The sequence below is a fragment of the Giesbergeria sinuosa genome, assembly GCF_042652905.1.
Taxonomy (GTDB): Bacteria; Pseudomonadota; Gammaproteobacteria; order Burkholderiales; family Burkholderiaceae_C; genus Simplicispira; species Simplicispira sinuosa.
Genome location: NZ_JBHSHJ010000016.1, coordinates 17,392 through 44,388, shown reverse-complemented (window position 1 = coordinate 44,388; position 26,997 = coordinate 17,392). Strand labels below are relative to the sequence as shown.

Annotated in this window: 27 protein-coding genes and 1 tRNA gene; 16 read left to right on the top strand and 12 right to left on the bottom strand. The window is 57.6% G+C overall.

Annotated elements, in window-relative coordinates; all coding sequences use genetic code 11:
• Positions 1 to 142: 142 nt before the first annotated feature.
• Both ACFO6X_RS15135 and def read left to right on the top strand, forming a co-directional pair.
• Positions 143 to 1,993: a methyl-accepting chemotaxis protein gene (locus ACFO6X_RS15135; RefSeq protein WP_382434665.1), complete on the top strand. Its 1,851-nt coding sequence runs from the start codon at positions 143 to 145 to the stop codon at positions 1,991 to 1,993.
• A 21-nt stretch (positions 1,994 to 2,014) separates the two neighbouring features.
• Positions 2,015 to 2,554: a peptide deformylase gene (gene def / locus ACFO6X_RS15130; RefSeq protein ID WP_382434663.1), complete on the top strand. Its 540-nt coding sequence runs from the start codon at positions 2,015 to 2,017 to the stop codon at positions 2,552 to 2,554.
• A 14-nt stretch (positions 2,555 to 2,568) separates the two neighbouring features.
• Here the strand turns inward: def and ACFO6X_RS15125 are convergent, their stop codons facing one another.
• From ACFO6X_RS15125 to ACFO6X_RS15085, 9 genes are all read right to left on the bottom strand, one after another.
• Positions 2,569 to 4,155, bottom strand: coding sequence for an RNA polymerase factor sigma-54 (locus tag ACFO6X_RS15125; RefSeq protein WP_382434661.1), 1,587 nt, complete (start codon positions 4,153 to 4,155; stop codon positions 2,569 to 2,571).
• 4 nt (positions 4,156 to 4,159) lie between these two features.
• Entirely contained in the window at positions 4,160 to 4,942 is a 783-nt protein-coding gene (gene lptB / locus ACFO6X_RS15120) for an LPS export ABC transporter ATP-binding protein (RefSeq protein ID WP_382434659.1), read from the bottom strand.
• On the bottom strand, positions 4,939 to 5,577 hold the full coding sequence (gene lptA, locus ACFO6X_RS15115) for a lipopolysaccharide transport periplasmic protein LptA (RefSeq protein ID WP_382434657.1): 639 nt from the start codon (positions 5,575 to 5,577) through the stop codon (positions 4,939 to 4,941). Before lptA ends, lptB begins: the two co-directional genes overlap by 4 nt.
• A 98-nt stretch (positions 5,578 to 5,675) precedes the next feature.
• The gene (locus tag ACFO6X_RS15110; RefSeq protein WP_382434655.1) at positions 5,676 to 6,317 is read right to left on the bottom strand and encodes a thiol:disulfide interchange protein DsbA/DsbL; all 642 of its coding nucleotides are present in this window, start codon (positions 6,315 to 6,317) and stop codon (positions 5,676 to 5,678) included.
• A gap of 55 nt (positions 6,318 to 6,372) precedes the next feature.
• Positions 6,373 to 7,092 (bottom strand): SPOR domain-containing protein, encoded by a 720-nt coding sequence (locus ACFO6X_RS15105; protein ID WP_382434653.1) that lies wholly within the window; start codon positions 7,090 to 7,092, stop codon positions 6,373 to 6,375.
• A 21-nt stretch (positions 7,093 to 7,113) separates the two neighbouring features.
• Entirely contained in the window at positions 7,114 to 8,823 is a 1,710-nt protein-coding gene (argS, locus tag ACFO6X_RS15100; RefSeq protein WP_382434650.1) for an arginine--tRNA ligase, read from the bottom strand.
• Positions 8,824 to 8,872: 49 nt separating this feature from the next.
• On the bottom strand, positions 8,873 to 10,411 hold the full coding sequence (locus ACFO6X_RS15095; protein WP_382434648.1) for a methyl-accepting chemotaxis protein: 1,539 nt from the start codon (positions 10,409 to 10,411) through the stop codon (positions 8,873 to 8,875).
• A 209-nt stretch (positions 10,412 to 10,620) separates the two neighbouring features.
• A complete protein-coding gene (locus tag ACFO6X_RS15090) occupies positions 10,621 to 11,067 on the bottom strand; it encodes a DUF2214 family protein (RefSeq protein ID WP_382434646.1) in 447 nt (148 codons plus the stop codon).
• 20 nt (positions 11,068 to 11,087) lie between these two features.
• Complete coding sequence (locus ACFO6X_RS15085; RefSeq protein WP_382434644.1) at positions 11,088 to 12,029, bottom strand: LysR family transcriptional regulator; 942 nt, start codon at positions 12,027 to 12,029, stop codon at positions 11,088 to 11,090.
• Positions 12,030 to 12,162: 133 nt separating this feature from the next.
• Here ACFO6X_RS15085 and ACFO6X_RS15080 point away from each other — a divergent pair, with 133 nt between their 5' ends.
• From ACFO6X_RS15080 to ACFO6X_RS15025, 12 genes are all read left to right on the top strand, one after another.
• A complete protein-coding gene (locus ACFO6X_RS15080; RefSeq protein WP_382434642.1) occupies positions 12,163 to 14,376 on the top strand; it encodes a malate synthase G in 2,214 nt (737 codons plus the stop codon).
• A 113-nt stretch (positions 14,377 to 14,489) separates the two neighbouring features.
• A complete protein-coding gene (locus tag ACFO6X_RS15075; protein WP_091458984.1) occupies positions 14,490 to 14,903 on the top strand; it encodes a hypothetical protein in 414 nt (137 codons plus the stop codon).
• Between the two features lie 12 nt (positions 14,904 to 14,915).
• On the top strand, positions 14,916 to 15,320 hold the full coding sequence (locus ACFO6X_RS15070) for a single-stranded DNA-binding protein (RefSeq protein ID WP_382434640.1): 405 nt from the start codon (positions 14,916 to 14,918) through the stop codon (positions 15,318 to 15,320).
• A 312-nt stretch (positions 15,321 to 15,632) separates the two neighbouring features.
• A complete protein-coding gene (locus ACFO6X_RS15065) occupies positions 15,633 to 16,970 on the top strand; it encodes a tyrosine-type recombinase/integrase (RefSeq protein ID WP_382434638.1) in 1,338 nt (445 codons plus the stop codon).
• 165 nt (positions 16,971 to 17,135) lie between these two features.
• Positions 17,136 to 18,743, top strand: coding sequence for a Fic family protein (locus ACFO6X_RS15060; RefSeq protein ID WP_382434636.1), 1,608 nt, complete (start codon positions 17,136 to 17,138; stop codon positions 18,741 to 18,743).
• 196 nt (positions 18,744 to 18,939) lie between these two features.
• Positions 18,940 to 19,509: a hypothetical protein gene (locus ACFO6X_RS15055; protein ID WP_382434634.1), complete on the top strand. Its 570-nt coding sequence runs from the start codon at positions 18,940 to 18,942 to the stop codon at positions 19,507 to 19,509.
• A gap of 93 nt (positions 19,510 to 19,602) precedes the next feature.
• Entirely contained in the window at positions 19,603 to 19,845 is a 243-nt protein-coding gene (locus ACFO6X_RS15050; protein WP_382434632.1) for a hypothetical protein, read from the top strand.
• A gap of 429 nt (positions 19,846 to 20,274) precedes the next feature.
• Positions 20,275 to 20,496: a hypothetical protein gene (locus ACFO6X_RS15045; RefSeq protein WP_382434630.1), complete on the top strand. Its 222-nt coding sequence runs from the start codon at positions 20,275 to 20,277 to the stop codon at positions 20,494 to 20,496.
• A 73-nt stretch (positions 20,497 to 20,569) separates the two neighbouring features.
• On the top strand, positions 20,570 to 21,040 hold the full coding sequence (locus ACFO6X_RS15040; RefSeq protein ID WP_382434628.1) for a CHC2 zinc finger domain-containing protein: 471 nt from the start codon (positions 20,570 to 20,572) through the stop codon (positions 21,038 to 21,040).
• Positions 21,037 to 22,383 carry an AAA family ATPase gene (locus ACFO6X_RS15035; protein WP_382434626.1) on the top strand — a complete coding sequence of 449 codons (1,347 nt, stop codon included), beginning with the start codon at positions 21,037 to 21,039 and terminating at the stop codon, positions 22,381 to 22,383. The genes ACFO6X_RS15040 and ACFO6X_RS15035 overlap by 4 nt, the downstream gene beginning before the upstream one ends.
• A complete protein-coding gene (locus ACFO6X_RS15030; protein WP_382434624.1) occupies positions 22,380 to 23,153 on the top strand; it encodes a hypothetical protein in 774 nt (257 codons plus the stop codon). Before ACFO6X_RS15035 ends, ACFO6X_RS15030 begins: the two co-directional genes overlap by 4 nt.
• 274 nt (positions 23,154 to 23,427) lie before the next feature.
• A complete protein-coding gene (locus ACFO6X_RS15025; RefSeq protein ID WP_382434622.1) occupies positions 23,428 to 23,850 on the top strand; it encodes a single-stranded DNA-binding protein in 423 nt (140 codons plus the stop codon).
• A 132-nt stretch (positions 23,851 to 23,982) separates the two neighbouring features.
• On the opposite strand, the gene ACFO6X_RS15020 is transcribed toward ACFO6X_RS15025, so the two are convergent.
• Entirely contained in the window at positions 23,983 to 24,228 is a 246-nt protein-coding gene (locus ACFO6X_RS15020) for a hypothetical protein (protein ID WP_382434620.1), read from the bottom strand.
• Between the two features lie 144 nt (positions 24,229 to 24,372).
• On the opposite strand from ACFO6X_RS15020, the gene ACFO6X_RS15015 reads away from it, so the two are divergent.
• Both ACFO6X_RS15015 and ACFO6X_RS15010 read left to right on the top strand, forming a co-directional pair.
• Positions 24,373 to 24,855, top strand: coding sequence for a hypothetical protein (locus ACFO6X_RS15015; protein WP_382434618.1), 483 nt, complete (start codon positions 24,373 to 24,375; stop codon positions 24,853 to 24,855).
• Positions 24,856 to 25,181: 326 nt separating this feature from the next.
• Positions 25,182 to 25,616, top strand: coding sequence for a helix-turn-helix domain-containing protein (locus ACFO6X_RS15010; protein WP_382434616.1), 435 nt, complete (start codon positions 25,182 to 25,184; stop codon positions 25,614 to 25,616).
• A gap of 527 nt (positions 25,617 to 26,143) precedes the next feature.
• Here ACFO6X_RS15010 and ACFO6X_RS15005 read toward each other — a convergent pair.
• Together ACFO6X_RS15005 and ACFO6X_RS15000 are read right to left on the bottom strand one after the other, a co-directional pair.
• Positions 26,144 to 26,219, bottom strand: a tRNA-Phe gene (locus ACFO6X_RS15005).
• Positions 26,220 to 26,271: 52 nt separating this feature from the next.
• Positions 26,272 to 26,958, bottom strand: a complete 687-nt coding sequence (locus ACFO6X_RS15000) for a response regulator (protein WP_382434613.1) — start codon at positions 26,956 to 26,958, stop codon at positions 26,272 to 26,274.
• Positions 26,959 to 26,997 lie beyond the last annotated feature (39 nt).

The window sequence follows — 26,997 nt, the reverse complement described above, 5'->3', positions numbered from 1 at the left end:
AACGCAGCCACTCTCTGCTAAGCCATGCGCTTTAGCTCAGAATTCACCAAGCAGCAAACACCTATTGATTTCTGACGTTCTGTCACCGATAACACGGTCTCTTACTTCTTCTCGCATCACTCATACCCGTCCAGAGGCTTCTATGCTCCATACCCTACGAGTCCGACTGATCGGGATTTGCGTTGCCATTACCGTGGCGGCACTGTTTGCATTGGCTTTGGCCACTTTTGTTGTCGTGCGCAACAACACCCTTGACGCAATGGACGAGCGCATGGGCCAGTTGACACGCAACCATGCCAATGAATTGACCGAATGGGTCAAAGAGAAACAACGCATCACCAGCGCCCTCAAACTGGCGGTGGGCAAACCAGAGCCAGTGCCCTTATTGGAGGCCGCCAAGCAAGCAGGTGCCTTTGATGATGCCTATTTTGTCTATGCCGACAACCGGGCCATCTTTACGCACCCCATGCCAGAGGGCTATAGCGGCACGGGCCGCCCGTGGTATCAACAGGCAGTCCAGGTGGGCGGGCCAGCCCTGACCCCCGCCTATGTGGATGTCAGTACGGGCAAGCTCACCATCAGTTTTGTCGAGCCGGTAGGCCCACGAGGCCAACCCATTGCGGTGGTCGGCACCGATATGCACTTGGACACCATTGCACAAAAAGTCAGCGCCATCCGCCCCATGTCGCAAAGCTTTGCCTTCTTGGTGGATGGTGAGGGCAAGTTCTTGGCCCATGCCAAAGCAGAATACGCCCTCAAACCCATCTCTACCATTGCGCCCCAACTGGACATGACACTGCTGCGCCAATTGGCCGACCAAGGCGGTCGCGCTGGCATGGCCATCGATGGCACCGACCGACTGCTCTATGCAGCCAAAGTCGAGGGCACCCCTTGGTTGCTGGCGGTCGCCATTGACCGCGCACAAGCCACTGCCAGCGTGCGCAACCTGCTGCAGGTGGCTGCCAGCATCACCCTGCTCTGTATCGTGGTCGCGGTGGTGCTGGTGTCCATCGCAGTGAGCCACCAATTGCGCCGACTGGCCGTAGTGCGCGATGCACTGGCCGATATCGCCTCAGGAGAAGGTGATCTAACACGCCGCCTCGACACCCAAGGCAACGACGAACTGACGCACATTGCCCAAGCCTTCAACGACTTTGTCGGCAAAATTGCTGGGGTCTTGGTGCGCATCCGCCAATCCTCCGAGTCGGTGCGCCAAGCCACCCGAGAAATTGCCAGCGGCAACCAAGACCTGTCCTCCCGCACCGAACAGCAAGCCTCCTCACTGGGGCAGACCGCTGCGGCCATGGAGGAGCTCACCGCCACCGTACTGCAAAACGCCGAGAATGCCCGCCAGGCCAATCTGCTGGCCACCGAAACCTCGCAGGTAGCCACCCGTGGCGGCACAGTGGTGGGGCAGGTGGTGCAAACGATGGGGGGCATAGAAAACTCTGCCCGCAAGATTGTGGACATCATTGGCGTAATCGATGCCATCGCTTTCCAAACCAACATCTTGGCATTGAATGCCGCCGTGGAAGCAGCCCGGGCTGGCGAGCAAGGCCGGGGCTTTGCCGTAGTGGCTTCTGAAGTGCGCACTTTGGCCCAACGCAGCGCCACAGCGGCCAAAGAAATCAAGGCACTGATTGATGACTCCGTTACCCAAGTCAATGCGGGCAGTCAGTTGGTGCGTGATGCAGGCACCACCATTGAACAAGTGGTAGACAGCGTGCGCCGCATGACCACCCTCGTCGCCGAAATCAGCCACGCCAGCCAAGAACAAAGCAGCGGCATTGCTGCCATTGGTACCTCTATCAACCAGATGGACCAAGGCACACAACAAAATGCGGCCTTGGTAGAACAAGCCACAGCGGCAGCCCACGCCCTGCAACAGCAAGCCACACAATTGGCCGATGTGGTGGCAGAGTTCAAGCTCGATCACCAGCACGCCACAACACCCGCAGCACGGGCTGCACGCCCTGCAGCCTTGCTACGCTAACAGCCCATACCGGCATCGACCATGACCATCCACACCATCTTGAAAATGGGCGACCCGCGCCTGTGGCGCACGGCCCAGCCTGTTACGGCCTTCAACACCCCAGTGCTGCACCAGTTGGTAACGGACTTGCACGACACCATGCAGGCGGCCAATGGTGCCGGGTTGGCAGCGCCACAAATTGGCGTCCATTTGCAGGTGGTGGTCTTTGGCTCGCACTTGCCCAATCCGCGTTACCCAGATCGCCCCTTGGTGCCCCCCACTGTGTTGATCAACCCCGTGATTACCCCGCTGGATGCCGCCCAAGCCGAGGACTGGGAGGGCTGCCTGTCGGTGCCAGGGCTGCGGGGCCGGGTGCCCCGCTGGAGCCGCATCCGTTACACCGGCATGGACGTGCTGGGCCAGCCCATAGAGCGCATCGCCGAAGGCTTTCACGCCAGAGTGGTGCAACATGAGTGTGACCACCTGATAGGCACCCTGTATCCGCAACGGATGTCTGATTTGCGCCAGCTCGGCTTTACCGAAGTGCTGTTTCCCGAACTGCAGGCCGACGCCAACGATTAACCCCCACCGCCTCGCTACAGCGTTTTGCGCAGCGTGGCCGTGGGGATTTTTAATCCTTCACGGTATTTAGCCACCGTGCGACGGGCACACTCAATGCCCTGCTCTTTGAGCATTTCAGCCAATTGGTTGTCCGACAAGGGCTTGGCGGGGTTCTCGGCAGCAATAAACTGCTTGATCAACGCGCGCACAGCCGTGCTGGAGGCATTGCCACCACTGTCAGTGCCCAAGCCCGAGCCAAAAAAGTATTTCAGCTCGTAAGTACCCTGGGGGGTAGCCATGTATTTGGCTGTGATCACCCGCGAGATTGTGGACTCGTGCAGGCCCAGCTCGTCGGCAATGTCGCGCAGCACCAGCGGACGCATGGCCAACTCGCCATGCACAAAGAAATTCTTTTGGCGCTCCACAATGGCTTGTGACACCCGCAAGATAGTGTCAAACCGCTGCTGAATGTTTTTGATAAACCAGCGGGCCTCTTGTAAACGCTGTTGCAAAGCCTGATGGCCTTCGTCTTGGCGACGGCCACGCAAGGCACCCGCATAAATGTCGTGGATGCGCAGGCGTGGCATCACTTCGGGGTTGAGTTGCACACTGAACTGGTGCCCCGCCTGACCATGCCCCATGCGGCGCACCAGCACGTCTGGGATGATGGCGTTGCGCTCTACCGAGATAAAGGGCCGCCCCGGACGCGGCTCCAGCCGGGCAATCAAGGCCATTGCTGCACGGGTTTGCTCCTCGGTGGCCCCACAGGTTTGGGCCAAGCGGCGCACATCGCGGCGGGCCAGCCCTTCCAGCGGCTGCTGGCAAATGCGCAGCGCCAATGCAATGGTCTCAGGCGGGATGGCAGGCGCAGGATGTGCGGCCAATGCTGCCAGTTGCAGTGTCAAGCATTCAGCCAAGTGGCGAGCCCCCACACCAGTTGGCTCCAGCGTTTGCAGCAAGTGCAAGGCCACCGTGAAATGGTGCAGCAGCTCCTCTATGTCATCGCTGTGCTCTTCACCCGCCAACCCTTGAGCCAAAGATTCCAGCGAATCCTCCAGATAACCGTCTTCGTTGAGTGATTCGATCAGAAAATACAGTGCGGCTTTATCCTCTGGAGACAAGCGCAAACCCACCGTTTGTCGGTGCAAGAATGCCGCCAGTGATTCATGACCATGTGCCAAATCTGTGGCACTGACATCCATTTCTTCGTCAGTGCCACGGCTGCAGGCCGGGGCATCGCCACCCCATTCACTATCGTCCGGGGCCATGTCCACACTGCCATCGCCCTCCCAGTCCAGCACTTCGGTGCTGCTGCTGTCACTGTTGCCCTGCTCTGCCTCTGTCAATGTGGCCTGACTGCTGTCTGCACTGCTGGTGCTGCTCACAGGGGCTGCCCAGTCGGCATATGGCTCCTCTGGCGGGGGCGTGTCGGCCTGCGCCAAACCAAACTCCTCGCGCGAGGCTTCGTCGGGGTTGCGCTCCAAAAAGGGGTTGTCCGCCAGCATCTGCTCGACTTCCTGGCCCAACTCCAACGTCGAGAGCCGCAACAGCCGAATAGACTGCTGCAACTGCGGCGTCAGGGTCAGGTGCTGCGATACACGCAGAGACAGGCCAGGTTTCATCGGCTCACATACGGAAATGTTCGCCCAGGTACACCCGACGCACCTCGGCGTTGTTGACAATCTCGGAAGGCGTCCCCTGTGCCAACACCCGACCATCACTGATGATGCAGGCGTGGTCACAAATGCCCAGCGTTTCGCGCACGTTGTGGTCGGTAATGAGCACGCCAATGCCGCGCGCTTTCAAAAAACCGATGATGCGCTGAATTTCAATCACGGCAATCGGGTCGATGCCTGCAAAAGGCTCATCCAACAGGATAAAACGCGGCTGCGTGGCCAAGGCACGGGCAATCTCGACCCGGCGCCGCTCGCCGCCAGACAATGCAAGCGCAGGAGAGTCTCGCAGATGGTCGACACGCAGCTCTTCCAACAAAGACTGCAAACGCTGCTCAACTTCGGCCTTGCTCAAAGACTGACCCGCGGCATTTTGTTGCAACTCCAGTACGGCACGCACGTTTTCTTGTACCGTGAGTTTGCGAAAGATAGACGCTTCCTGCGGTAGGTAAGACAACCCCAGACGTGAACGCTTATGGATAGGCATACGCACCACCGACTGCCCATCAATGCGAATATCACCCCCATCGCTGGGCAACAAACCAACGATCATATAAAACGAAGTGGTCTTGCCTGCACCATTGGGGCCCAGCAGACCGACTACCTCGCCTTTTTGCACAACCAGCGATACGTCCTTGACCACCTGGCGGCTGCCATAAGACTTGGCTAAATGCAGCACCTCCAATCGGCTATCCGTAGCTGCCTCGGTGGTGGCATGCGCGGGTGCGGCACTCATGGCTTGTCAGTACCCAGTGCAGAACTGGGGCGCAAAGGCAGAGCAGAAGCAGGTGCCACAGGAGAGGCCGGAGCTGTAGTCGCCTTTGGAGCCAGTATGGCACGCACACGTCCGCCCGACGTTGCTGACGCCCCCTCAGGGCTGCGCTGCTGACCATCCACACTGAACACATCCGTCAGGTTGTTGTAAACGATCACCGCCCCCGTGAGTTCATCTTGTAACTTGGCCCCTTGGTAACGGCGCAACTCGGCACGGCGCAATAGGCGCACGGTGTCGTTGTGGCCGTTGTATTCAATGCGTTCGCCTTCGCCCTCGACAAATTCTTCAGGGGCGCCGGGTGCGGTATCACGCTTTTGTCGGAAGAACGCCCGTTGGCCTGCTGCCGCCGTGACGGTACCAGACTGATAACCATCGGCATCTTGGCGCACTTCCAGACGCTCACCCCGCAGCACGATGGTACCTTTGGTCAGAACCACACGGCCCGTAAACACGCTGGTTTGCTGCAATTCGTCATGGCGCAGGGCATCGGCCTCAATGTTCATGGGCTGATGGCGGTCGGCCTTTTCAGCGTGCGCCAGCGTGAACGGGGCAGCAGCCAAACAGGCGAGCAGGGGGAGCGTGAAGAGGCGGTTCATCAAAAAAGGCACGAATCTTGCGGCGATTGTAGCGATGCCTGCCAGCCACAAAAAAGCCCGCCAAAGCGGGCCGTGGTTGCAGACGAAAGGGGGATGGCTCAACCCTTGACCGTTGTCAGGTGGTTGACCACCTGCAACATGGCTTGCAAGCCACCGGCCATCGTGCCATCGGTGTAGTAGCGGCCTGCCACCCCCATAGATGGCGTGCCTTCAACCCCATAGGCTTCTTGCAATTGCGTGGCGCGGCGCACTTGGTTAGCCACGCTGAAGGACTGGTACATCTCTTTGAATTTGGCCATGTCCAATTCGGGCTGCTTGGCAGCCCAGGCCATGATGTCGTCGTCCTTGGCCAGCTTCTGCTTTTCCACATGAATGGCGCGAAACGCACGGGCATGCAGAGCCTCGACTTTGCCCAGGCCTTCCAAGGTGTAATACAACTTTTGCGCTGGCACAAAGCTGGCATTGAAGGCCACCGGCACGCGGCGCACCACCAAATTGGCTGGCGCTGCCTTGATCCAGTTATGAAACATGGGTTCAAAGGTGTGGCAATGACCGCAGCTGTACCAGAAGAACTCCAACACCTCCACCTTGCCTGCAGGTACATCAGAAGCCACTGGTTTGGCCAGTTTGTTGTAATCCTTGCCTTCTTTGGGCGCAGCCCCCTGCGCTTGGGCCGACAGCGGCAGCAAAGGTGCAGCCAGCGCCAGGGCAGCAGTCAGGGAAAAATCACGGCGTTTCATCAAAAGGTACTCCTTATTGCGGTGGAGGGTCTGAGCAGTATCTGCCTACAAAAGTTCAGCGTTGCACACGCACCAAGGCCGAATCCACGCCAGCACCATCCAATTTTTCTTTGAGCTGCTCTGCATCACCACGTTTGCCAAATGGGCCCACCCGTACGCGAAACACCGTGCGGCCATTCTGTTCACGCTCACTGACGCGAGCCTCCCAGCCCATCATGGCCAGCTTGGCGCGCTGTGCTTCTGCATCAGTTTGGCTGCCAAATGCCCCTGTCTGGAGGAAGTAGGTAAAAGCGTCATCTGCCGTGCTGGTGGCGTTGGCCGTGGCGTTGGCTCTGCTCTTGGCCAAGTCGCCCAACGGGTCGGCACTGGCACTGGTGTTGGCCTTGGCATCGGGCTTAGCCTCGGCCTTACTGTCGGCTTTAGTCTCGGGCTTGGGGGCCGTCTTGGAATCGGCTGCCCCCTCAGGGGTGGGCTTAGACTCGGTCGCACTGGGTTTGGCCACAGGCTCGGCGGCCGATGGCGGTGCCACCACAGGCGCAGACTCCACCACGGCTGGACGGGCCGGATTCTTGCCGTAAAGTGGGGCGTTTGGATCCCAGTCTTTATTTTTCTCATTTTCGGCGGCGTCTTGTTCAGTGCCCCGAACCGCGCCTTTGTTCAAAAAAGGCACCGGCACTTTGGTGACATAGACGGCCACCGCAAAAGCGGCCCCCAGACCCACCACCAGGCCCAAAATAAAGCCCAGAATGGTGCCGCCTTGTTGCTGTTGTTTCATGGCCATGCTTTTGTGCCGAATTTACATACGATCAGGGGCCGAAACACCTAATACCGCCAAGCCATTGGCCAGCACTTGGGCGGTGGCCGCCACCAGCGCCAACCGGGCCAGCTTCACGGCTTCGTCTTCCACCAAAATGCGCTCGGCGTCATAGTAGCTGTGGTAGCTGGCGGCCAGCTCACGCAGATAGAAGGTGACGTCGTGTGGCGCGTTGTCTGCCGCCGCTGCCGTGAGCATTTCGGGGTATTTGGCCAACAGCAGCATCAAGGCTTGGGCTTGTGGGCCTTGCAACGCCGACAAATCGACGTTGCGCAGGGCAGCCACCCCCGCCCCGCCTTGCTCTTGCCATGCCCGCAACACCGAGCAAATGCGTGCATGGGCATACTGCACGTAATAGACCGGGTTGTCGTTGTTTTGTGCCACGGCCAAATCCACATCAAAGGTGTATTCGGTATCGGGCTTGCGGCTCAGCAAAAAGAAGCGCACTGCGTCTTTGCTCGTCCATTCAATCAGGTCGCGCAGCGTCACATAACTACCGGCACGCTTGCTGATTTTGACCTCTTCACCACCCTTGACCACACGCACCATGGTGTGCAGCACATAGTCGGGGTAGCCTTGTGGAATGCCCACATCGGCGGCCTGTAAACCGGCCCGCACACGGGCAATCGTGCCGTGGTGGTCGGTGCCTTGGATGTTGACCACCTTGACAAACCCGCGCTTGAATTTTTGGATGTGGTAGGCCACATCGGGCACAAAGTAGGTGTAGTTGCCGTCTTGCTTGCGCATGACGCGGTCTTTGTCGTCGCCGTAATCGGTCGATTTAAGCCACAGCGCACCCTCTTGCTCATAGGTTTTGCCATTGGCAATCAGGCGCTGCACCGTGGCCTCGACATGGCCGTTGGTGTAGAGGCTCGATTCGAGGTAATACTCGTCAAAGCGCAGCTGAAAGGCTTGCAAGTCTTTGTCTTGCTCGTTGCGCAGGTAGGCTACGGCAAATTGGCGGATGTTGTCGTAGTCTTGCACATCGCCATTGGCTGTGAACTCACGGTCATCGGCCTTGACGGTTTCTTGGCGCAAGAAAGCCTGGGCAATGTCGGCGATGTAGTCGCCGTTGTAGAAATTCTTGGCGGCGGGGTTATCCGGGTCAGTGGGCCAGCAGTCATCCCCCGGTTTAAAACCCTTGGCCCGCAGTTGGGTGCTTTTGGTCAGGGTGTCAATTTGCACGCCCGCATCGTTGTAATAAAACTCGCGGTGTACGCTCCAACCTTGGCTGGCGTATAGGTTGCAAATGGCATCGCCCAAAGCGGCTTGGCGGCCATGCCCCACATGCAACGGGCCAGTAGGGTTGGCCGAAACAAACTCGACCAAGATTTTTTCGCCACGTGTGGGCTGGTAGCCAAACTCTGGCCCTTGGGCCAGCACTTCTTGCACCACTTGCTGCTTGGCGCTGGGGTGCAGGCGGATGTTCAAAAAGCCGGGGCCAGCAATTTCAATCGCCACCACCCAGCGTTGGAAAGCAGCGGTGGCCTCCAACGCTGCTTTGAGCTGTTCGCCCAACGCGCGCGGGTTTTGCTTGAGCGGCTTGGCCAGCTGCATGGCCGCCGTGCAGGCAAAATCACCGTGTGCCGCCATCTTGGGCGATTCAAAGGCAGCTTTGACGCCCGCACCGGGGGAGAGTTTTTCCAGTTCAGCCGCCAGAGCGGCCAGCAATTCTTGTTTGGCAGAGAGCATGGGGTGATTTTACGGGGGCGCTCGGTACGCCCCCCACAGTCAATTGGCTTCAGATCCTAAAGACGGCCACCACTTGCACCAAAGACTGCGCCTGAGCCTCCAAACCACGGGCGGCGGCGGCCATCTCTTCCACCAACGAAGCATTCTGTTGCGTTACTTGGTCTATTTGCGCCACAGCCGCTCCTACCTGGGCCACTCCGGCTGCCTGCTCATGGCTGGCGGTACTGATCTCACCCATGAGCGATGTAGCGTGGCGGATGCTGCCAACCACCTGGGTCATGGTGGTGCCGGCCTGATCCACCAACTCTGCACCTTGCTCCACCCGGTTCACGCTGGCATGGATCAGGGCTTTGATTTCTTTGGCCGCCTCGGCAGAACGCCCGGCCAGACTGCGCACCTCGCTCGCCACCACCGCAAAGCCACGGCCCTGCTCTCCAGCACGAGCCGCCTCTACCGCTGCATTGAGCGCCAAGATGTTGGTCTGAAAAGCAATACCATCAATCACGCCAATGATGTCGGATATCTTGCGTGAAGACTCGTTGATGCCCTTCATGGTGTCTACCACCTGGGCCACCACCTCGCCACCTTGTACGGCCACGGCACTGGCATTGACGGCCAGTTGGTTGGCCTGTTGGGCGCTGTCAGCATTTTGCTGAACCGTGGAGCGCAGGTGCTCCATAGAGCTGGCCGTCTCTTCAAGCGCAGTGGCTTGGGCCTCGGTGCGGGCAGACAAATCTTGGTTGCCTTGGGCAATTTCGGCACTGGCCAGAGAGATACTTTCTGATCCTTGACGCACATGGGTCACTACTGCTGCCAAACGGGCCTGCATACGGGCCAAAGACTGCATTAACGCAGCAATTTCGTCTTGGCCTTCACTTTGGATACGCTGACCCAAATTACCTTGGGCCACGGCTTCGGCAATCTGCACGGCCTGTTGCAATGGCACCGTAATGCCGCGCATCAATGACCAACCAAACCACAGAGCAAATGCCAGCCCCAACACAATGGAAACCACCGACACCGCCCGGATGGTGTGAAAACGGGCGGTGCCTGCGTCATATTCTTTTTTCACCTCGTCCACTTGCAAACGGATCAGTGCATCGGACTGTTGCTGCGCCGCATTGAACAACGGCACGTTCTGCTCCAGCGCAATCCGTTTGGCAGTGTCAAAGTCTGCACTGCGCAGCGCCGCCATAGAGGGCAGCAATCCCTCTTGCACAAACTTCTGGCGAGCTTGGGCAAAGCGGCTGGCAATCTGGGTTTCTTCTGGCGTCAGATACGTCTGCATGTAATCTTTCCAGATGGCCGAGATCCGGTCGATGTTTTGCTGTATCTCTTGGGCATTTTGCTGCACAGACTCGGGGGTCTGCACCACCAAGGCATTGGCAATCAGCATTCTGTTGCGAATCATCAGATACTGAATCGCACCCAACTGGCTTAGCGGCACCGCACGGTCTTTATAGACCGTATCGAGCGCCTGATTGTTCTTGGTCATGCCCAACAGGCCAATACTGCCAATCAATACCAGCAAAGAGGCCAGCACAGCCACCAACAAGGTCAGGCGGGTAGAAATATGAAATCGATTCATGGGGGTCTTTGAAGGGTCTGCACTAGCCCGGCCCTTCAACAACATCTGGGCACATGGGCGCCCGATGGTCTACGGACTCCCTGTCATCAACATTACGTAGTTACCCTTATTAACCCACGATTATTTGATATAAACGATACAAAAAGAGAGGATTTTGACCGAATCAAGGTATCGAAATTGATATTTTTACCCCATTGGTGCCAAATCTGTTACCAGCCACGCGCCCAAAACACGGCCAACACAGCGACGATGGGCAGCAGATGTGCTTGCACCATCACCCACCAGCGGGCCTTTTGTATTTCGGCTGCCGGGGGCAAGACACTGCACTGTTGCCACTGCCCGCGCCAACGCCGAAACGCCCGTGCTGAAGGCACCGACAGCAGCCATACAGCCACCCACAAGGTGCCCTTCAGGTGCAGCAGCGGTTGGCTGGCGTACCACGATTGCCCCTTGATGCCCCAAAACACCCGCACCAAGCCCGTCACCAACACCGCCAACATGACCACACGGCAAATTTGGTCTAGGCGCACCAAGCGTTCAATTACCGCAGCATTGAGCCACTCTGCCCGACACAAGGCGGCCTGACTCGATAAAAAAACCACCAAGGTCAGAACGGCCAACAAATGCAAACTGGCCAGCAAGGCTTCGAGGGTCATGGCGGATACCTTTGTGCAGATCAGGAAAACAAACGCCCCACACCAGTCTGCCAAAAACTTGGCTGGCTGTAATGGTGCTTGAGGTAGTCAATCCACAAGCGCACCCGCAAAGGCAAATGCTTGGCATGTGGAAACACAGCATAAATACCATTGGGCGGCGCTGCAAAACCCTCTAGCACTGGCAACAACTGGCCGGAGGCAATTTCGGCCTGCACCTCCCAAGTGCTGCGCCAAGCAATGCCATAACCGGCCAAGCACCAGTCATAGAGCACCTGTCCGTCAGAACAATCCAACGGGCCAGCAGGGCGCACATGCACCACCTGTGCTCCACCTTCTTCAGCAGGCAGACGAAAGGCCCAACCTCGCGTTTGCGAGGCACCACTGGAGAGAACTAAGCAATCATGCCCGGCCAATTCGCTGGGGTGTTGGGGGGTTCCCCGGCGTTCCAGATAAGAAGGTGCCGCCACACACAACCGCCGGTTGTCGGCAATGCGCACACTGACCAAAGAAGAATCGGGCAAATCCCCCACACGCACAGCACAGTCAAAGCCTTCAGCAGCCAGATCTACCACGCGGTCGCTCAAATTCAACGAAATGCGCACCTCTGGGTGCTCGGCATGAAAGCGCGGCACCAGTGGCGCTACATGGCGGCGGCCAAAGCCTGCCGGTGCTGTGATGCGCAAATGCCCGCTGGCCTGAATGCCACCGGCAGACACACTGGCCTCGGCATGGGCCACTTCGGCCAATAGGCGCTGGCAATCTTCCAAAAAGGCACTGCCCTCCGTAGTCAGGCTCAGGCGGCGGGTGGTGCGTACCAACAACTTGACACCCAAATGCGCCTCTAGCGCGTCCAACCTGCGCCCCATGATGGCTGGGGCGACACCTTCGGCACGGGCTGCTGCCGTCAGGCTGCCACGGGTGGCGACCGAGACAAAAGATTCAAAGGCTTTGAGCTTGTCCATACTGCATTGGATTTTTGCGTAAAAGTCACAGGTTTTTGATTTTTTGCGTCATTTATGTTGGCAAACAATTCGAATACAGTGTCTATCAACACAGATTTCGTTTCCTCCTGTTTTATTTTTGAAGGCTTTCCGCATGACCGCACGCACCACCCTCCACCGTCTGCAAGTGGCCGACAGCCTGCACCGCTTTATCAACGAGCAGGTGCTGTCCGGCACAGGCGTAGACATTGCCGCCTTCTGGCAAGGTTTTGACGCCATCGTGGCCGATTTGGCCCCGCGCAACATTGCCTTGCTGGCCGAGCGCGACCGCCTGCAAGCCGAGCTGGACAAGTGGCACACGGCCCACCCAGGCCCCATCACAGACATGGCAGCCTACCGTCAGTTCTTGGAAACGATTGGCTACTTGGTTCCCCAACCTGCCAATGCCCAAGCCACAACCAGCAATGTGGATGACGAACTGGCCGTTCAGGCTGGCCCCCAGCTGGTGGTGCCAGTGCTCAATGCCCGCTATGCCCTCAATGCGGCCAACGCGCGCTGGGGCAGCCTGTACGATGCCTTGTATGGCACCGATGCCATCTCCGAAGCAGATGGCGCAGACAAGGGCCAAGGCTACAACCCTGTACGTGGCGCGAAGGTCATTGCCTTTGCCCGCAACTTCCTCGACCAAGCAGCACCACTGGCCCACGGTTCACACCAACAATCCACAGGCTACAGCATTGAAGGCGGCGCACTGGTGGTCACGCTGCAAGGGGGCGATCGCACCGGCCTGAAAGACGCCGCCCAACTGGTGGGCTTTCAAGGTGATGCCAATGCACCGCGCTCGGTGCTGCTGGTACACAACGGCCTGCACATCGATATCATCATCAACCGCTCTACCCCCATTGGGCAGTCTGATGCGGCTGGCGTGGCCGATGTGGTGCTGGAAGCCGCACTGTCTACCATCATGGACTTGGAAGACTCCGTGGCCGCTGTGGATGCGGACGACAAGGTGCTGGGCTACAGCAACTGGCTGGGCATCCTCAAGGGTACGTTGGTCGAATCGTTTGACAAGGGTGGCAAGACCCTGACCCGTGGCCTGAATGCCGACCGCATCTATACCGCGCCCCACGGCGGCGAAGTGCGCCTGCATGGCCGCTCCTTGATGTTTGTGCGCAATGTCGGCCACCTGATGACTAATCCGGCCATCCTCTACACCGCTACCGATGGCAGCGTGAAAGAAATTCCCGAAGGCATCATGGATGCCGTGGTCACCACCGCCATTGCCCTGCACGACCTGCAAGGCCACGGGGCCAACGGTATCCGCAACAGCCGCAAGGGCAGCGTCTATATCGTCAAGCCCAAAATGCATGGCCCAGCCGAAGTGGCTTTTGCGGCCGATTTGTTCAGCCGTGTCGAGCAACTGCTGGGCCTGCCCGACAGCACCGTCAAGCTGGGCATCATGGACGAAGAGCGCCGCACCAGCGTCAATCTGAAGGCCTGTATCGCGGCGGCAGCCAGCCGTATCGCCTTTATCAATACCGGCTTCTTAGACCGCACCGGCGACGAAATGCACACCGCCATGCTGGCTGGCCCCATGATTCGCAAGGGCGACATGAAGACCAGTGCCTGGATTCAGTCTTACGAGCGCAGCAACGTATTGGTCGGCCTGACGATGGGCCTGCGTGGCAAGGCCCAAATTGGCAAGGGAATGTGGGCCATGCCCGACCTGATGGCCGCCATGCTAGAGCAAAAAATTGTCCACCCCAAGGCCGGAGCCAACACCGCTTGGGTGCCCAGCCCCACGGGCGCAACCCTGCACGCAATGCACTACCACCAAGTCAAGGTGGCCGACATTCAAGTGGAATTGGAAAAGACCAGTGCCGATGCCGTGCGCGACGATCTGTTGACCGGCCTGCTCACCATTCCGGTCAGCAGCAACCCCCACTGGTCTGACACCGAAAAGCAGCAAGAGCTGGACAACAACATCCAAGGTATTTTGGGCTATGTGGTGCGCTGGGTAGACCAAGGTGTGGGCTGCTCCAAAGTGCCCGACATCAACGACATTGGCCTGATGGAAGACCGTGCCACGCTGCGCATTTCCAGCCAACACGTGGCCAACTGGCTGCACCACGGCATCGTCACCGAAGAACAAGTGCGCGCCACCTTTGAGCGCATGGCCGCCAAGGTGGACAAGCAAAACGCGGGTGATGCGCTGTACCAGCCAATGGCCGGTCACTTTGATACCTCCATGGCCTACCAAGCGGCGCTGGATTTGGTGTTCAAGGGCAAAGAGCAACCCAGTGGCTACACCGAGCCGCTGCTGCACGCTTGGCGTTTGAAGGTCAAAGCGGCACAACGCGGTGCCTAACGCCTGACCATAGCCTTGGAGCCAGAAAAGCGGTACCTTTGGGTGCCGCTTTTTTTCATGGCCACCGCAACGGGTACTACACTGTTTGTGCAACGCAGCAGTGAAAGAACCCTATGCCCAACGGACTCCCCGGAAAAGACGATCCCCTGTTTCAATGGTCACGGCGCATCACCCGCTCTCTGGCCGATCTGGACGCCCGCATTGCACGGCTGGCGCTGTTTCTGGATCTCTCGCTGGAAAGTGAAAGTGTGATGCAACAGGTAATCGACCGCAGCCACCCGCTGTTCCAACGCTACCAGCACAACCCCAATGTGCCCCTTGCCGACGACCACGGGCGCGAACGCCACAGCCTAGAAGAGTTGCGCGGCCTGTTGGTGGTGCGTTGCAACATGATGGCCAATATGCTGAATGAATTTGGGCTGGAGTTAAGCACGCAAATTGCTTCCGCCGCCGAAGATCACATGGAACGCGTGGGCTTTAAGCCCGGCGCTGACGGCTTTACCCTGCTACCACGGCGCAAGCCTTGAACCCAATCACCGATGATTGATGCTTTGATCCAAGGCCGTATCCACGGCCAACCCACGCAGCGCAATGGCAAAAACGGTAAACCCTTCACGCTGGCCAAGGTGCGCACCCCAACCACCGACGGGGAATCCCAATTTGTCAGTGTCATTGCCTTTGATGATGCGCCAGTCACTGCCCTGCTGGGGTTTGGCGATGGGGATGCCGTGGCGGTAGCTGGCACGCTCAAGGTAGGCACTTGGCAAGACCGAGAGGGTGCCCACCGCCCGTCATTGGATTTGGTGGCCCACCAAGTGTTGAGCCTGTATGCCGTGCGCCACAAACGTGCCACGACCCAAGGGGAGGCCCCGGTCGCACCACGCCCGACACCAGCTCGCCCCCCGCACGATCATGGCAGCATGGATGGTGAGATACCGTTCTGAGCTGGATTGACAAGGCCCACATGGGCCAACACCAGCAACAAAAAACCCGCTAACCATTGGCTAGCGGGTTTTTCTATTTGGTGGCCTGGGACGGAATCGAACCGCCGACACAAGGATTTTCAATCCTCATGTTTTAGTGTTTGCCAGTGTTGATATGAGTAGATAGAATCCATATAAATCAATGCTTTATACGATTTTGCCCGGTGGTAAAGCGTGCCAATTGTTGATTGATATTCGCCAGAATAGCCAAAAAGTGGCTACATGGTGGCTACATGGACTGTCCGTGTAGCCAAACAGCGCAAGGAACCTACGATGGCCCGCCCCAAAAAAGCCGACACGCTAGACACTACCCAATCCATCGAGTTGACCGCTGGGGCCATTGAACGATTGAGCTGCCCTTCCGATAAGCAGCAGGTGTTTCTGCGCGACAGCAAAGCGCCCGGCTTACGGGTGCGTGTGACGGCAGCCGGTGCCAAGTCCTATGTGTTTGAGCGCAAACTGCACAGGCAAACTATCCGCCGCACCATAGGTGATGTGCGCGATTGGAGTATTGAGCAGGCACGCGCCGAAGCCCGGCGGCTGGGGGTGTTGCTTGATAACGGGCAAGACCCCAGAGAAATAGAACGCCAGCAGCAAGCCGAGCGTGAAGCAACCAAAGCTGCCGCTGCTGCTGATGCCGTCACGATGGGCCAAGCATGGACACGCTACTTAGAGCAGCGCCGTCCGTTCTGGGGTGAACTGAACTACCGCGATCACCTACAAATGGTGCAACCCGGCGGACAAGAGCGTGCACGCCTACCCGGTACCAAGACCATGCCCGGCCCCTTGGTTGAGTTCTTGCCGCTACGCCTAGTCGAACTGACCGCGCCAGTGATAGAAATGTGGGCGAACAAAGAAGCCCAGCTTCGGCCAGCACGGTTACGGCTGGCGCTGCGCCTGCTGAAAGCCTTTTTACGCTGGACACAAACAGAACCCGACCTAGGCGGCAAGGCAGACCCCAACGCTGCCAGCGCCAAGAAAACGCGCGAGATCGCAGGCAAAGCGCAGACCAAGAACGACTACCTGCAACGCGAACAATTGCCCGCATGGTTCCAGCATGTATGCCAGCTACAGAACCCAGTCATAAGCGCCTATCTACAAGTGCTGTTATTGACGGGTGCCCGCCGTGAAGAATTGGCGGAACTGAAGTGGGACGACGTAAATTTTCAGTGGCGTGGTATTGATATGAAGGACAAGGCAGAAGGCCGCCGCGCCGTACCTCTTACACCCTATGTAGCACAGCTACTCAGCACCCTACCGCGCCGCAATGAATGGGTATTTTCCAGCCCGACCAGCGCATCGGGCCGCTTACAAGAACCCAGCATTGCCCACCGCCAAGCCTGTAGAGCCGCTGGCTTGGACAAACTGACCTTGCACGGACTGCGCCGCTCCTTCGCCAGCTTGTGCGAGTGGTTAGACATCCCCGGCGGCATCAGTGCCCAAATCCAAGGCCATGCCCCCCAAGGCGTGCGTGAGCAGAACTACATCCGCCGCCCACTCGACCTGCTGCGCGTTCACCACGAGCGCATAGAGGCTTGGATTTTGGAACAGGCTCGGGTACCGTTTGATGCCCAAGTCCAGCCCAGTAGGTTGCGCATGGTGGCGAACTAGATCACCTCCAGTTGAGGGGCTAACGCCTAATCAGGCAGCCCAGCCTCCCATGCTCGATAATTGTTTTTATGCAAATAAAGCTGTTTGTAATTGAATCATTGCAAAAACAATCGAATTTTCCGGAAAATAGCTTCCTAAAATTCATTCTGCTGATTGGAGATGCCCTTGAATGACATCCCTGACCCTATCGGTGCTGCGTGGCTTGCACAAACATTTGATGTAATGCCAATGGCGCGATTGCCAGTGGTCAGTCAGATTGGTAGCAGACGTGAGACACAAATTCAAGAAGGCTTTCGGCAGGAGACATTCCAAGAGTCGATGCGTCCAGACAACAAGCTGGCAGCACACCTGCACTTCCATCTGCGTCATGAGGTACCGCACCTTGAATTTTTGGCCCGTCTGTTTACCAAGACAGGAGCCTGCGACATTCAGTCATGGGTAGATGCAGAGCCGACAGGCCAATACGCACGCCGAGCGGCCTTCCTGTACGAATGGTTGACAGGCTCCATGCTGGTACCACCCGCCCGTTTGGGTGGCAACTACATTGATGCCCTTGATAGCGACAAGTTGGTCACTGCCTCGCCTGACCAAGTGGTCAAGGTACCTCGCTGGCGGGTCAACGACAACTTGCCCGGCACCCGAGAATTTTGCCCGTATGTGGTGAAGACGGATGGCTTGAAGAAGGCATCAGCAGTTAATGTGGCGGTTTTACTGGAAGAGCTGACCACAGAGTTTGGCGACGACTTGCTGCTACGGGCTGCCGCTTGGATGACTTTGCGCGAAAGCAAGGCCAGCTTCTTGATCGAAGGCGAAGCAGAACGGACAACCCGTATCCAACGGTTTGCTGATGTGATGGCGCGACGTACCGGCCAAGGCGATTTACCACTCAGCGACAAGGCACTGGCAGAACTACAGCGGGAAATTCTGGGGGATGTCACATCACTTCAACGGCTTGGCGTACGAGAATCGCCGGTCTTTGTGGGCGAAACACTGCGCTATCAAGAAATCGTTCACTATATTGCCCCACCAGAGAATGATTTAGGGCCAATGCTGGATGGTTTACGGACATTTTTGCAACGCACCAAAGGGCAATCCCCAGTAATGCGCAGTGCGGTAGCCGCGTTCAGTTTCGTTTACATCCACCCTCTGGCCGATGGCAATGGACGAGTGCATCGTTTCTTGGTCAATGACATTTTGCGTCGGGATGGCGTAATGCCAGAACCGATGATTCTGCCTATCTCTGCCGTTATCAGTGATAGCAGTGAACGACGTACTTATGACCAAGTGCTGGATCGGGTATCCAAACCCCTCATGCAAAGGGTCAGCGATCAATTTGAGTTCGGCAGTACACGTACTGCCTACCCTGATGGAGTGGTCTCGAACTTCGTATTCCACGCCCCAGAGCAAGCGCGACCTTTGTGGCGATACCCGGATTTAGTCCCTCATGTGGTGTTTATGGCCAACATCATTGCAAGAACCATCACTGAGCAAATGCGCCATGAGTCACGTTACCTGCGCAGCCACCTGCGTGCTCGCCAAGCTATTAAAGAAATTGTTGAAATGCCGGATCACCAAGCAGACCGGATATTGCGTTCCATTGAGCAAACCAATGGGGTGTTGAGTGGTGTGCTGGCCAAGGAAATTCCTGTACTGACCCGATCTGGTATTTGGGAGGCCATTACAGAGGCAGTTAAACAGGTTTTCTTGGAAGGCGCACCATTGGATGGCAGTGTGCTGGAGCGTTATCACCCTACCAAGGCTGCTAGTGCATGATGAATACGGTTATCCAGATCAGCATGGTTCTAGCCACTGAAGTGCCCCTGCCCAAGGTGCCCTCTGATACTGTACGCAAAGCACTGGCCTACACCTGATCTTTTCTGCTGCCAGCTAGGAAGGACTGCAATCCAACCGAACCGCCAGACCCGCTGGTTTGCTGGTGGCTCCTATTGCGGGTTGCAGGATGATGACAATGGGATACCCAAAAGAACTTAGTCACCCAATAGCACGCCCGAAAGAATCGGACGATGAGCGGGTGCGCAATGACTGCGCGCGAAAAATTGACAGAAAGATGCAACTACTCTTTCAGTTTCTCAAGATTGAGGAAGGGGACTGGCCACAGATGGCAAACACTCTTGCAAGACGGCATCTACCCGCATTCGAGCACTTGGAAATAAAGGCAGGCCACCATGAACAACTGGCACGCCTGCTTGCGCATACGTATGTGCCGGGACTCCAGCTATCCGATCGAGCAGGACGGCCTACCAAATGGACTACGGAAGAAAGAAGGTCTCTCTTTTTTCATGTTGAATACCTTGTCCACGAGCATCAAGAACTTCGTTTTTCCGAGGTGCTGCGCAAGGTTCAACGTAGCCCGGCATGGGCGAAGAAAACTAAAGGTCTAACCGATTCGGCCATGCGGAAATTGTTTGATACCTCCAAGGCTTTGGTAAAGAAAGAGGAAGCCGCTTTCAATCTGGCTATTGAGGAGGGGTTGAAGATGCTTGGTGCCCACCCCCAGCCAGCCCAACGAGAAAAATAGGTCGGAATCAATTGGGAGGAGGGCTATTTCTTCCCCTTTTGGCTGGGCACAGTTCATTCCAGAACACAAATCAACGTGTTTGAAAGGTGAACTTTGCAAAACGACATCCATCACAACGCCGCTATCCGCCGCGTAGCCACTGTCCCCAACTTCCCACCGCTGGAGCTGGAAACCCGCCCTACTGTACCGACAGAGCAGGCCGCGTACTACTTGGCACGCCGCCCGCAGACAATGCGCTCATGGGCCTGCACCGAGCAAGGCCCACTGCGTCCGATTCGCATCAATGGCCGTTTGGCGTGGAAGACGGCAGATATTCGCGCACTTCTTGGGGTGTAAAGATGCCCACAAAGCAAAACGCCCCCCACCACCCGAAGGCAATGGAAAGCGTAGCAACATCAAGCGGGATTCTGCCCACCACTGCCCAGCAAGACGCAAGCTGTCAATGTGCTGGGCTGGCTTGCACTTGCTTGGCTGTGGCTGTGGCTGGCCGTGCTACAGTTACCACCGATGCCCAAAAGCATCACGGGCTTGGCCGCCCGGTATCACACAAAGGTGCAGCAGCCGCGCCCACATTGGACAGCGGCTCTTTTTACGTCCATGTGCTGCGCATGGCACGCACAGCTATCCCGTTTTGGTGGGCCGTGTGGGGACACCCGCGAGGGTGTGCCGGTTCCTTTGTGCCGGTCGGCCAACCCTGCACGGCCTGCCACCCTTGCTTGGCCGCTGGGGCGGCAGGTTTCAAACCTGTTCACAAAGGAGCCATTCATGGCTAACACCCTCATGCCCAAGGGCCGTATTGCGCCCAGCACGGGCAAGCATTCCCACCTCTTTGACCCGGTAGCCTTGCATAGCGAAGCCATCACCAGCATCAGTCTGGCCGGGTTCTATCTGCGCCGCGACAACGTGGCTCAAGCCCGACGCAAGTTGCGTCAAGCACTACAAGCCCTGCAACCGCTGACATCCAGCACCCACACAGCCAAGGGGTAAACCATGCCTATCTCGCTGAATGCAGCATCAAGCTGCGCCGCCGGTGTGCCCGGCCTGTGGATGAAGGCTCCCCATGCCGCTGGATAAATCCCGTCTGCCAGACCCGGCCAGCTACTACGAGACCCAAGGCTTGCACCTCACAGGCCCACGCCGCGCCAAATGGAAGACTGCTCGTTGCGAATTCCACGACGGCAGCGACTCCATGCGAATCAACACCGAGACCGGCGCTTTCGTTTGCATGGCCGGTTGCGGCGCTAGGGGTGGAGACGTTATCGGCTACCACATGGCATCTACCGGCACCGGCTTTGTGCAAGCGTGCAAAGACTTGGGAGCATGGGTGGACGATGGCACCACCCCGCCCGGCCATGTGCGTGCAGCACCACTACCAGCACGCGCCGCCTTAGAGCTGCTGGCCTTTGAAGCCCACCTTGTCGCCATCGCCGCCGGAAACATCGCCTACGGGGTGCAACTGAGTGACGAAGACCGCTGCCGCATGCAGCAAGCCGCTGGCCGTATCCAAATGATGCAGGACTTTTTCCAATGACACACGACATCGAACGCATTCAAGCGTTGGGCGCTTTGGCAGACCAGCATGTTTTGCCACGCCACATGCCCAAGCCCCCAGCCCAGTTGCCTGCTGCACCCGAGGTGCCAGAGTACGCGCAAACCTTCGCGCCGCTGGAGCCTAGCGAATGGGAGGCCGTGCCAACCCCACAGGCCACGCCCACGACACCCGCTGTGCAACGCAACGCTAACGATGGTGTGGTGTTGCGCTGTGGTGCTGATATGGAGTCTGTTCCGGTTGTCTGGCTATGGAAATACTGGCTTGCTATCGGCAAACTACACATCTTGGCTGGTGCCCCCGGACAAGGCAAGACCACGATTGCAATGGCCGCTGCCGCAACTGTCACCATTGGGGGTAAGTGGCCCGATGGCAGCCGCTGCGAAGCTGGCAACGTGCTCATTTGGAGTGGTGAAGACGATCCCGCCGATACCCTGCTGCCGCGCCTGTTGGCCGCTGGCGCTGACAAAAGCCGCTGCTACTTTATCGAGGCTACCCGGCGCGATGGTGACGTAGTGCCCTTTGACCCGGCGCGTGACTTGCCCCAATTGCAAGCGGCGATTGAACAAATCGGCGGTATCAAGCTGCTGATTGTTGACCCCGTTGTCAGTGCTGTGACGGGCGATAGCCACAAGAACACCGAAGTGCGCCGCGCCTTGCAACCCTTGGTAGATATGGGGGCCGCCTGTGGCTGTGCTGTGTTGGGCATTACCCACTTTGCCAAAGGCGGACAAGGGACTGACCCTGCACAGCGGGTAGTGGGCAGCGTGGCCTTTACTGCTGTGGCCCGTGTCGTGCTGGTGGCAGCGAAGGTGAAGGGCAAGGACGGGGAAGACGCGCGCATCTTGGCCCGTGGCAAAAGCAACATCGGCCCGGATGATGGTGGCTTTGAATACCACCTAGAGCAGGCCGAGCCGATACCCGGCATCCAAGCCTCGCGCATCGCATGGGGCAAGGCGGTAGAGGGCAGCGCCCGTGAGCTACTGACCGACCCCGAAGACCAAACCGCAAACGAGGCGATGAACGTTGCTGGATTCTTGCGTGGTTTGCTGTCCGATGGCCCGTTATCGGCCAAAGCCATCTACAAAGATGCGGACGGTGCTGGCTACTCCCGCGACCAAATTAAACGGGCATCCCTCAAATTGGGTATAGAAAAAACGAAGGAGGGTATGGGTGGTGGGTGGCTGTGGAGATTGCCAAGCCACCCCCAAAGGGAGCACGAAGGGAGCGAAGAGCGCACATTTAGAAATACGCTCCCTTCGCACTCTTCGGCGCTCCCTTCGGCAAATTCTGGGGGTGATGAATGGATGGAGATCACAGTATGAGTGCCGCAACCATCCTAGAACGCGCCCAAGATGTTGGGGTCAATCTGTACCTTTTGGGTAATGAGGTGAAGGCATCGGGCAACAAAGAAGGCATCGTGGCCCTGCTGCCAGTCCTGCGCCAGCACCGTGTCGAACTGCTGCAACTGCTGTCCCAACAGCCCATAGACCAAGTGCAAAAGGCGCCACTTACCCCCGGTCTATCCCAACTGCTGGCGCTGGCAATGGCCTACTGTGACCACACGGGTGCAAGCCCAAAGGCACGCGCAGACTGGCACAGTGACATTCAATCCACCCCGCACGGCGACTATGATGGACTGGCCGCCTACCTTTGGGGACAACTGGCGAAGCGGGCACCCGTGGCCCCGGCCATGCCATCCAAGGCGATACCACCAGCGCCAGCCCCCACCACATGGCGCGATGCCGATAAGTCTGACCAAGCACATTACTGGGACTGCCCTCAGTGCTTGGCCGTGGTGAAGACCGGAATGGGCACCCGCTGCACGACCGGCCAGCAACTACATGACACCTATATCGAGGTGGCCACCCGTGAGCGGTTCATTGGTGTCCAGCCTGACCCCGCCAAACCGCTACCCCAGTTCCACAGTGCCCAGCCGTGGCATGAGGCAGACAAGGCATATCTGGCACACCATTGGGGCTGTGACACCTGCAAGGCCCATGCCCGAAGCAATGGCCACTCTGACCGCTGCTCCACGGGCCAGCACCTCTACAACCTCTATGAACAGGCCCAAAGCCAGAAAGAATCCACATGACACCCACGCCCAGCGCCCGCACCTGTGGCAACTGCGCTTCTTTTGATCCTCACGGCGACACTGATGGCGGCCCTATCTGTTGGGACGCAACTTCCTTCCGGAATATTGCTACCGGCCAATGGGAACGTATAGAGGCTAAGTTCTGTTGTGACTGTCACCAGACCACGGAGGAAGATGCAGCCCAAACCGCCTACATAGAGGCAAACCGCCCGGCTATTTGGGCATCCATCCATGCGGCGGCTGCCATCCAAAAAGCTAAAGAAAGGACTACCCAATGATTGACGCACTGATTGCAGGCAAGGTACATGGCACACCCACCCAACGCACCGGCAAGAACAGCAAACCCTTTGCCCTAGCCAAGCTGCGCGCCACCAGTACGGACGGCGAAGTGCAGTTTGTGAGCGTGATTGCCTTTGATGATGGCCCGGTGGCCGCCTTACTGGGACTGAAGGAGGGCGATAGCGTGGCAGTGACCGGCCCGCTCAAGGTGGGGACATGGCAGGACAAGGATGGCAATCACCGCCCAGCCTTGGATGTGGTGGCCCAGCAGGTAATGACCGTGTACCAAGTGCGCCATAAGCGCAACGCCACTCAAGGGGAAGGCCAGCAGCAGCGCCGCCCACGGGATGATGATGCTGCACGCGGATTTGCAGCACCACAGCACCACGACCCGATGGATGGCGAGATGCCGTTCTGAAACTCACGGTTTCAACGCACGGGGCAGCAGATAGCGACTCCACCATCATGCAATGGGAGCAAAACACCGCCCCCTTTAACCAGACAGCCCGGCTATGCGCCGGGTTTTGCTTTTTGCTGCACCCTTTATTACTTACTCCTGTTCGTCCTCGTCCGATTCCTCCGGCTTGAACAGAATCTCCTGTGGCAGCACCATCTCCTCCGCTTCGTGCTGTTGCATCCCCTGCTCCATCAGCTTGGCGACCTGCTCGGCTGCCCGTTTGCTGGCCATCTGCGCCGCGTGGTTCAGTTGCCCCTGATCGCGTAGCTCTTGGGTCATTTTGGGTAGCCACTCCTGCCAGTGGCGAAGTGCCAGCCCCGTGTACTGCATTCCCAGCATTTTCGTTCTCCTGTTTGGCCCCTGTATTGGCTTAAACCCGTGACGGCATGGTAATGCACCGGGTTTTGCTTTTTGCTAGCACTCCCCTAAAACCACCCCTGTTTAGGGTTTCGGCATTGAGGTGGGCTACCAAAGAATCAGGCTATGACCAATGCCACGAACACCCATATCCCCAGCACTGAGCGTGTGTACCAAGCTGTCCAAGAGCTACGTGCAGCCGATCAGATCGCAACCCGTGAGACTGTGGCCGCCCTGACTGGCCTCAAGCTATCCATCGTGGATGACCGCCTTGGTGCACTGGTGGACAATGGCCGCCTCAAGCGCCTGATCCGTGGTGTGTACGAGCTGGTGGAGGTGTACCCGGCCCCACGCATCATCAGCAAAACCATTCTTCCCAATCGCTATGTGAAGTACGACATCGGAGACGATGTCATCACGTTGACCCCAACAGAAGATCGGGCGCTGGCATCATTGATGCACGGCACGGCCACCGAAGTTGTAGAGACAGCATTCGAGACGCTGATAACGCCCATGCTGGCTGAGATTGAGGCCGGATTGAAGGTAATCCGCCAAGCTGTGCGTGCGGCGCAAGACGGTGTTTCCAAGGATGGTGTAACCACGGTGTAACCACGCAATTGGCTGTTTGGTTACCAAGGCACTGGTTACCACGGTGGTTACCAGCAAGGACGGCGTTTCCAAGATAGCGGTTTCCAGCCAAGTTTCCACGGAAAACTGCATTTGGAGCAGCGGTATTCAAGGCCGGTATCCACGCTGGTATCCATGAAATAGACCGTTGCCGACTGGTACGCAAGATGGCGGTACGCACCCGGTACGCATGGTTTTGGCGCTTTTGAAGGTGCGTACTTTGGTTGGTGAGCGTTCGCACCAAAGGTGGCATCGCGCATTGACTCTGGCAACCCCACCCCTTGAAGACAGAATGTAATATTTCAAAAATGAATACACCCCAGAACACCAAGCAGAACCTTTGGCGCTCACTAGAACTGCTGATGCAGCGCCACTATGGGGGCGTGAACCTCAACCGCCTATCTAGGGAGTCAGGTGTTGGTCTGGGCACGGTGGCCCGGCTTCGATCCGATGAAACCAGCATCGGGCTCGATAAGCTCGATAAGCTCGCAGCAACCTTTGGTGTGGCTCCTTGGGATTTGCTGCGTCCAGACTTCGATCCAGCAGCTACCTGCATTGAGCGTCTTTCACCAATAGCGGTAGAGCTTGGGCGTACTCTGGATTCAATAGATGATCCACTGTTACAGAACCGTGCCTATGTCGTGGCATTGGGAGCCTTGCAATTAGGAAGCGTGCAGCAAGGGGGAGAACCAACAGTCGTTTCACCAGCCGCCATTTCGATGTCGGAAAAGGGTTTGGACTGAGTTTCAGTCTATCGGAGCAATCCGACACGGTTTGACGTACTGTTTTGACCCTGTTTTCTGAGGCGTTTGAGGCCTTACGTGGCGATAGACGGAAAACACCTGTTTTGTGACACACCACCTGAAAACGTAAGCACGCTCATTGGTGCTGCGGCCACCTTCAAACCCGATGGCGGTTGGTGACACGACTACTGTTCTACCCCTACCAAAGATGGCTTCGTGCATTGACACTAGCGACACTCCTACAAAACTTTTGTAGAACCACCATCGTAGGCAAACCATTCCACTGCGATGGTTTACACCCCGACCAATTACAAAAGTTTCGTTATCGCCAAGCTATCGATAGATGGCCCAGTTTTGGGCTATCCCGATTTCCGACACCCGTTACGACAATGGCGTAGGCCGCGCCATCGTCTAGTCTGCCCATGTGCTGGTGGCCCCAAAGTACCAAAACCATGTACTGGTGGCTACATGGGCTTTAGAAACAAAAAAGCCACTTTGGTAAGAAGTGGCTAAGTTGTTGTTTTGATTGGTGGCCTGGGACGGAATCGAACCGCCGACACAAGGATTTTCAATCCTCTGCTCTACCGACTGAGCTACCGGGCCTAAGCCTTGAATTATAGTGGAAAAAACAAGCCTTGTGCAAATTCAGTGCAATTTATCCATTGCGCTTACCACGCCCCAGATCCACCCCCAACTGACGCAGCTTGCGGTAGAGATGGGTGCGCTCCAACCCGGTCTTCTCCGCCACTCTGGTCATGGAGCCGCCCTCACGGGCCAAATGGAACTCAAAATAGGCTTTTTCAAAACCGTCGCGGGCCTCCCGTAACGGGCGATCCAAATCAAAATCTTGGTACGGCGACAGCGATACAGAGACCACCTCTGCCCCCCCAGAACCAGAGTAGGCAGCGGTGACAACCGGAGCCTGTCCTGGCACCGAGGCAGCCAATGCCGCAGCCGCCAAAGGCGCCACACGCGCTTGGCTGCGCGCCAACCCGGCCTCTACTGCTTTGAGCAGCTTTTGTAAGGTAATTGGCTTTTCCAAAAACGAAAATGCACCGATGCGGGTAGCTTCTACTGCCGTGTCGATAGTGGCATGACCACTCATCATGATGACGGGCATGTTCAACAAACCGCCAGCGGCCCACTCTTTCAGCAGAGTCACGCCATCGGTGTCTGGCATCCAGATATCCAGCAGGACTAGATCGTATGGTGCCGCAGCCCGTGCCGCACGGGCCTGGGTGGCATTCTCGGCCAGATCCACGCTGTGTCCCTCGTCGTTGAGGATTTCTGACAGCAGATCACGGATGCCGTGCTCATCATCGACCACCAAAATGTTTGCCATGTATGTGAAGTGCCTTCCAACTGCAGTACACGCAGCGCC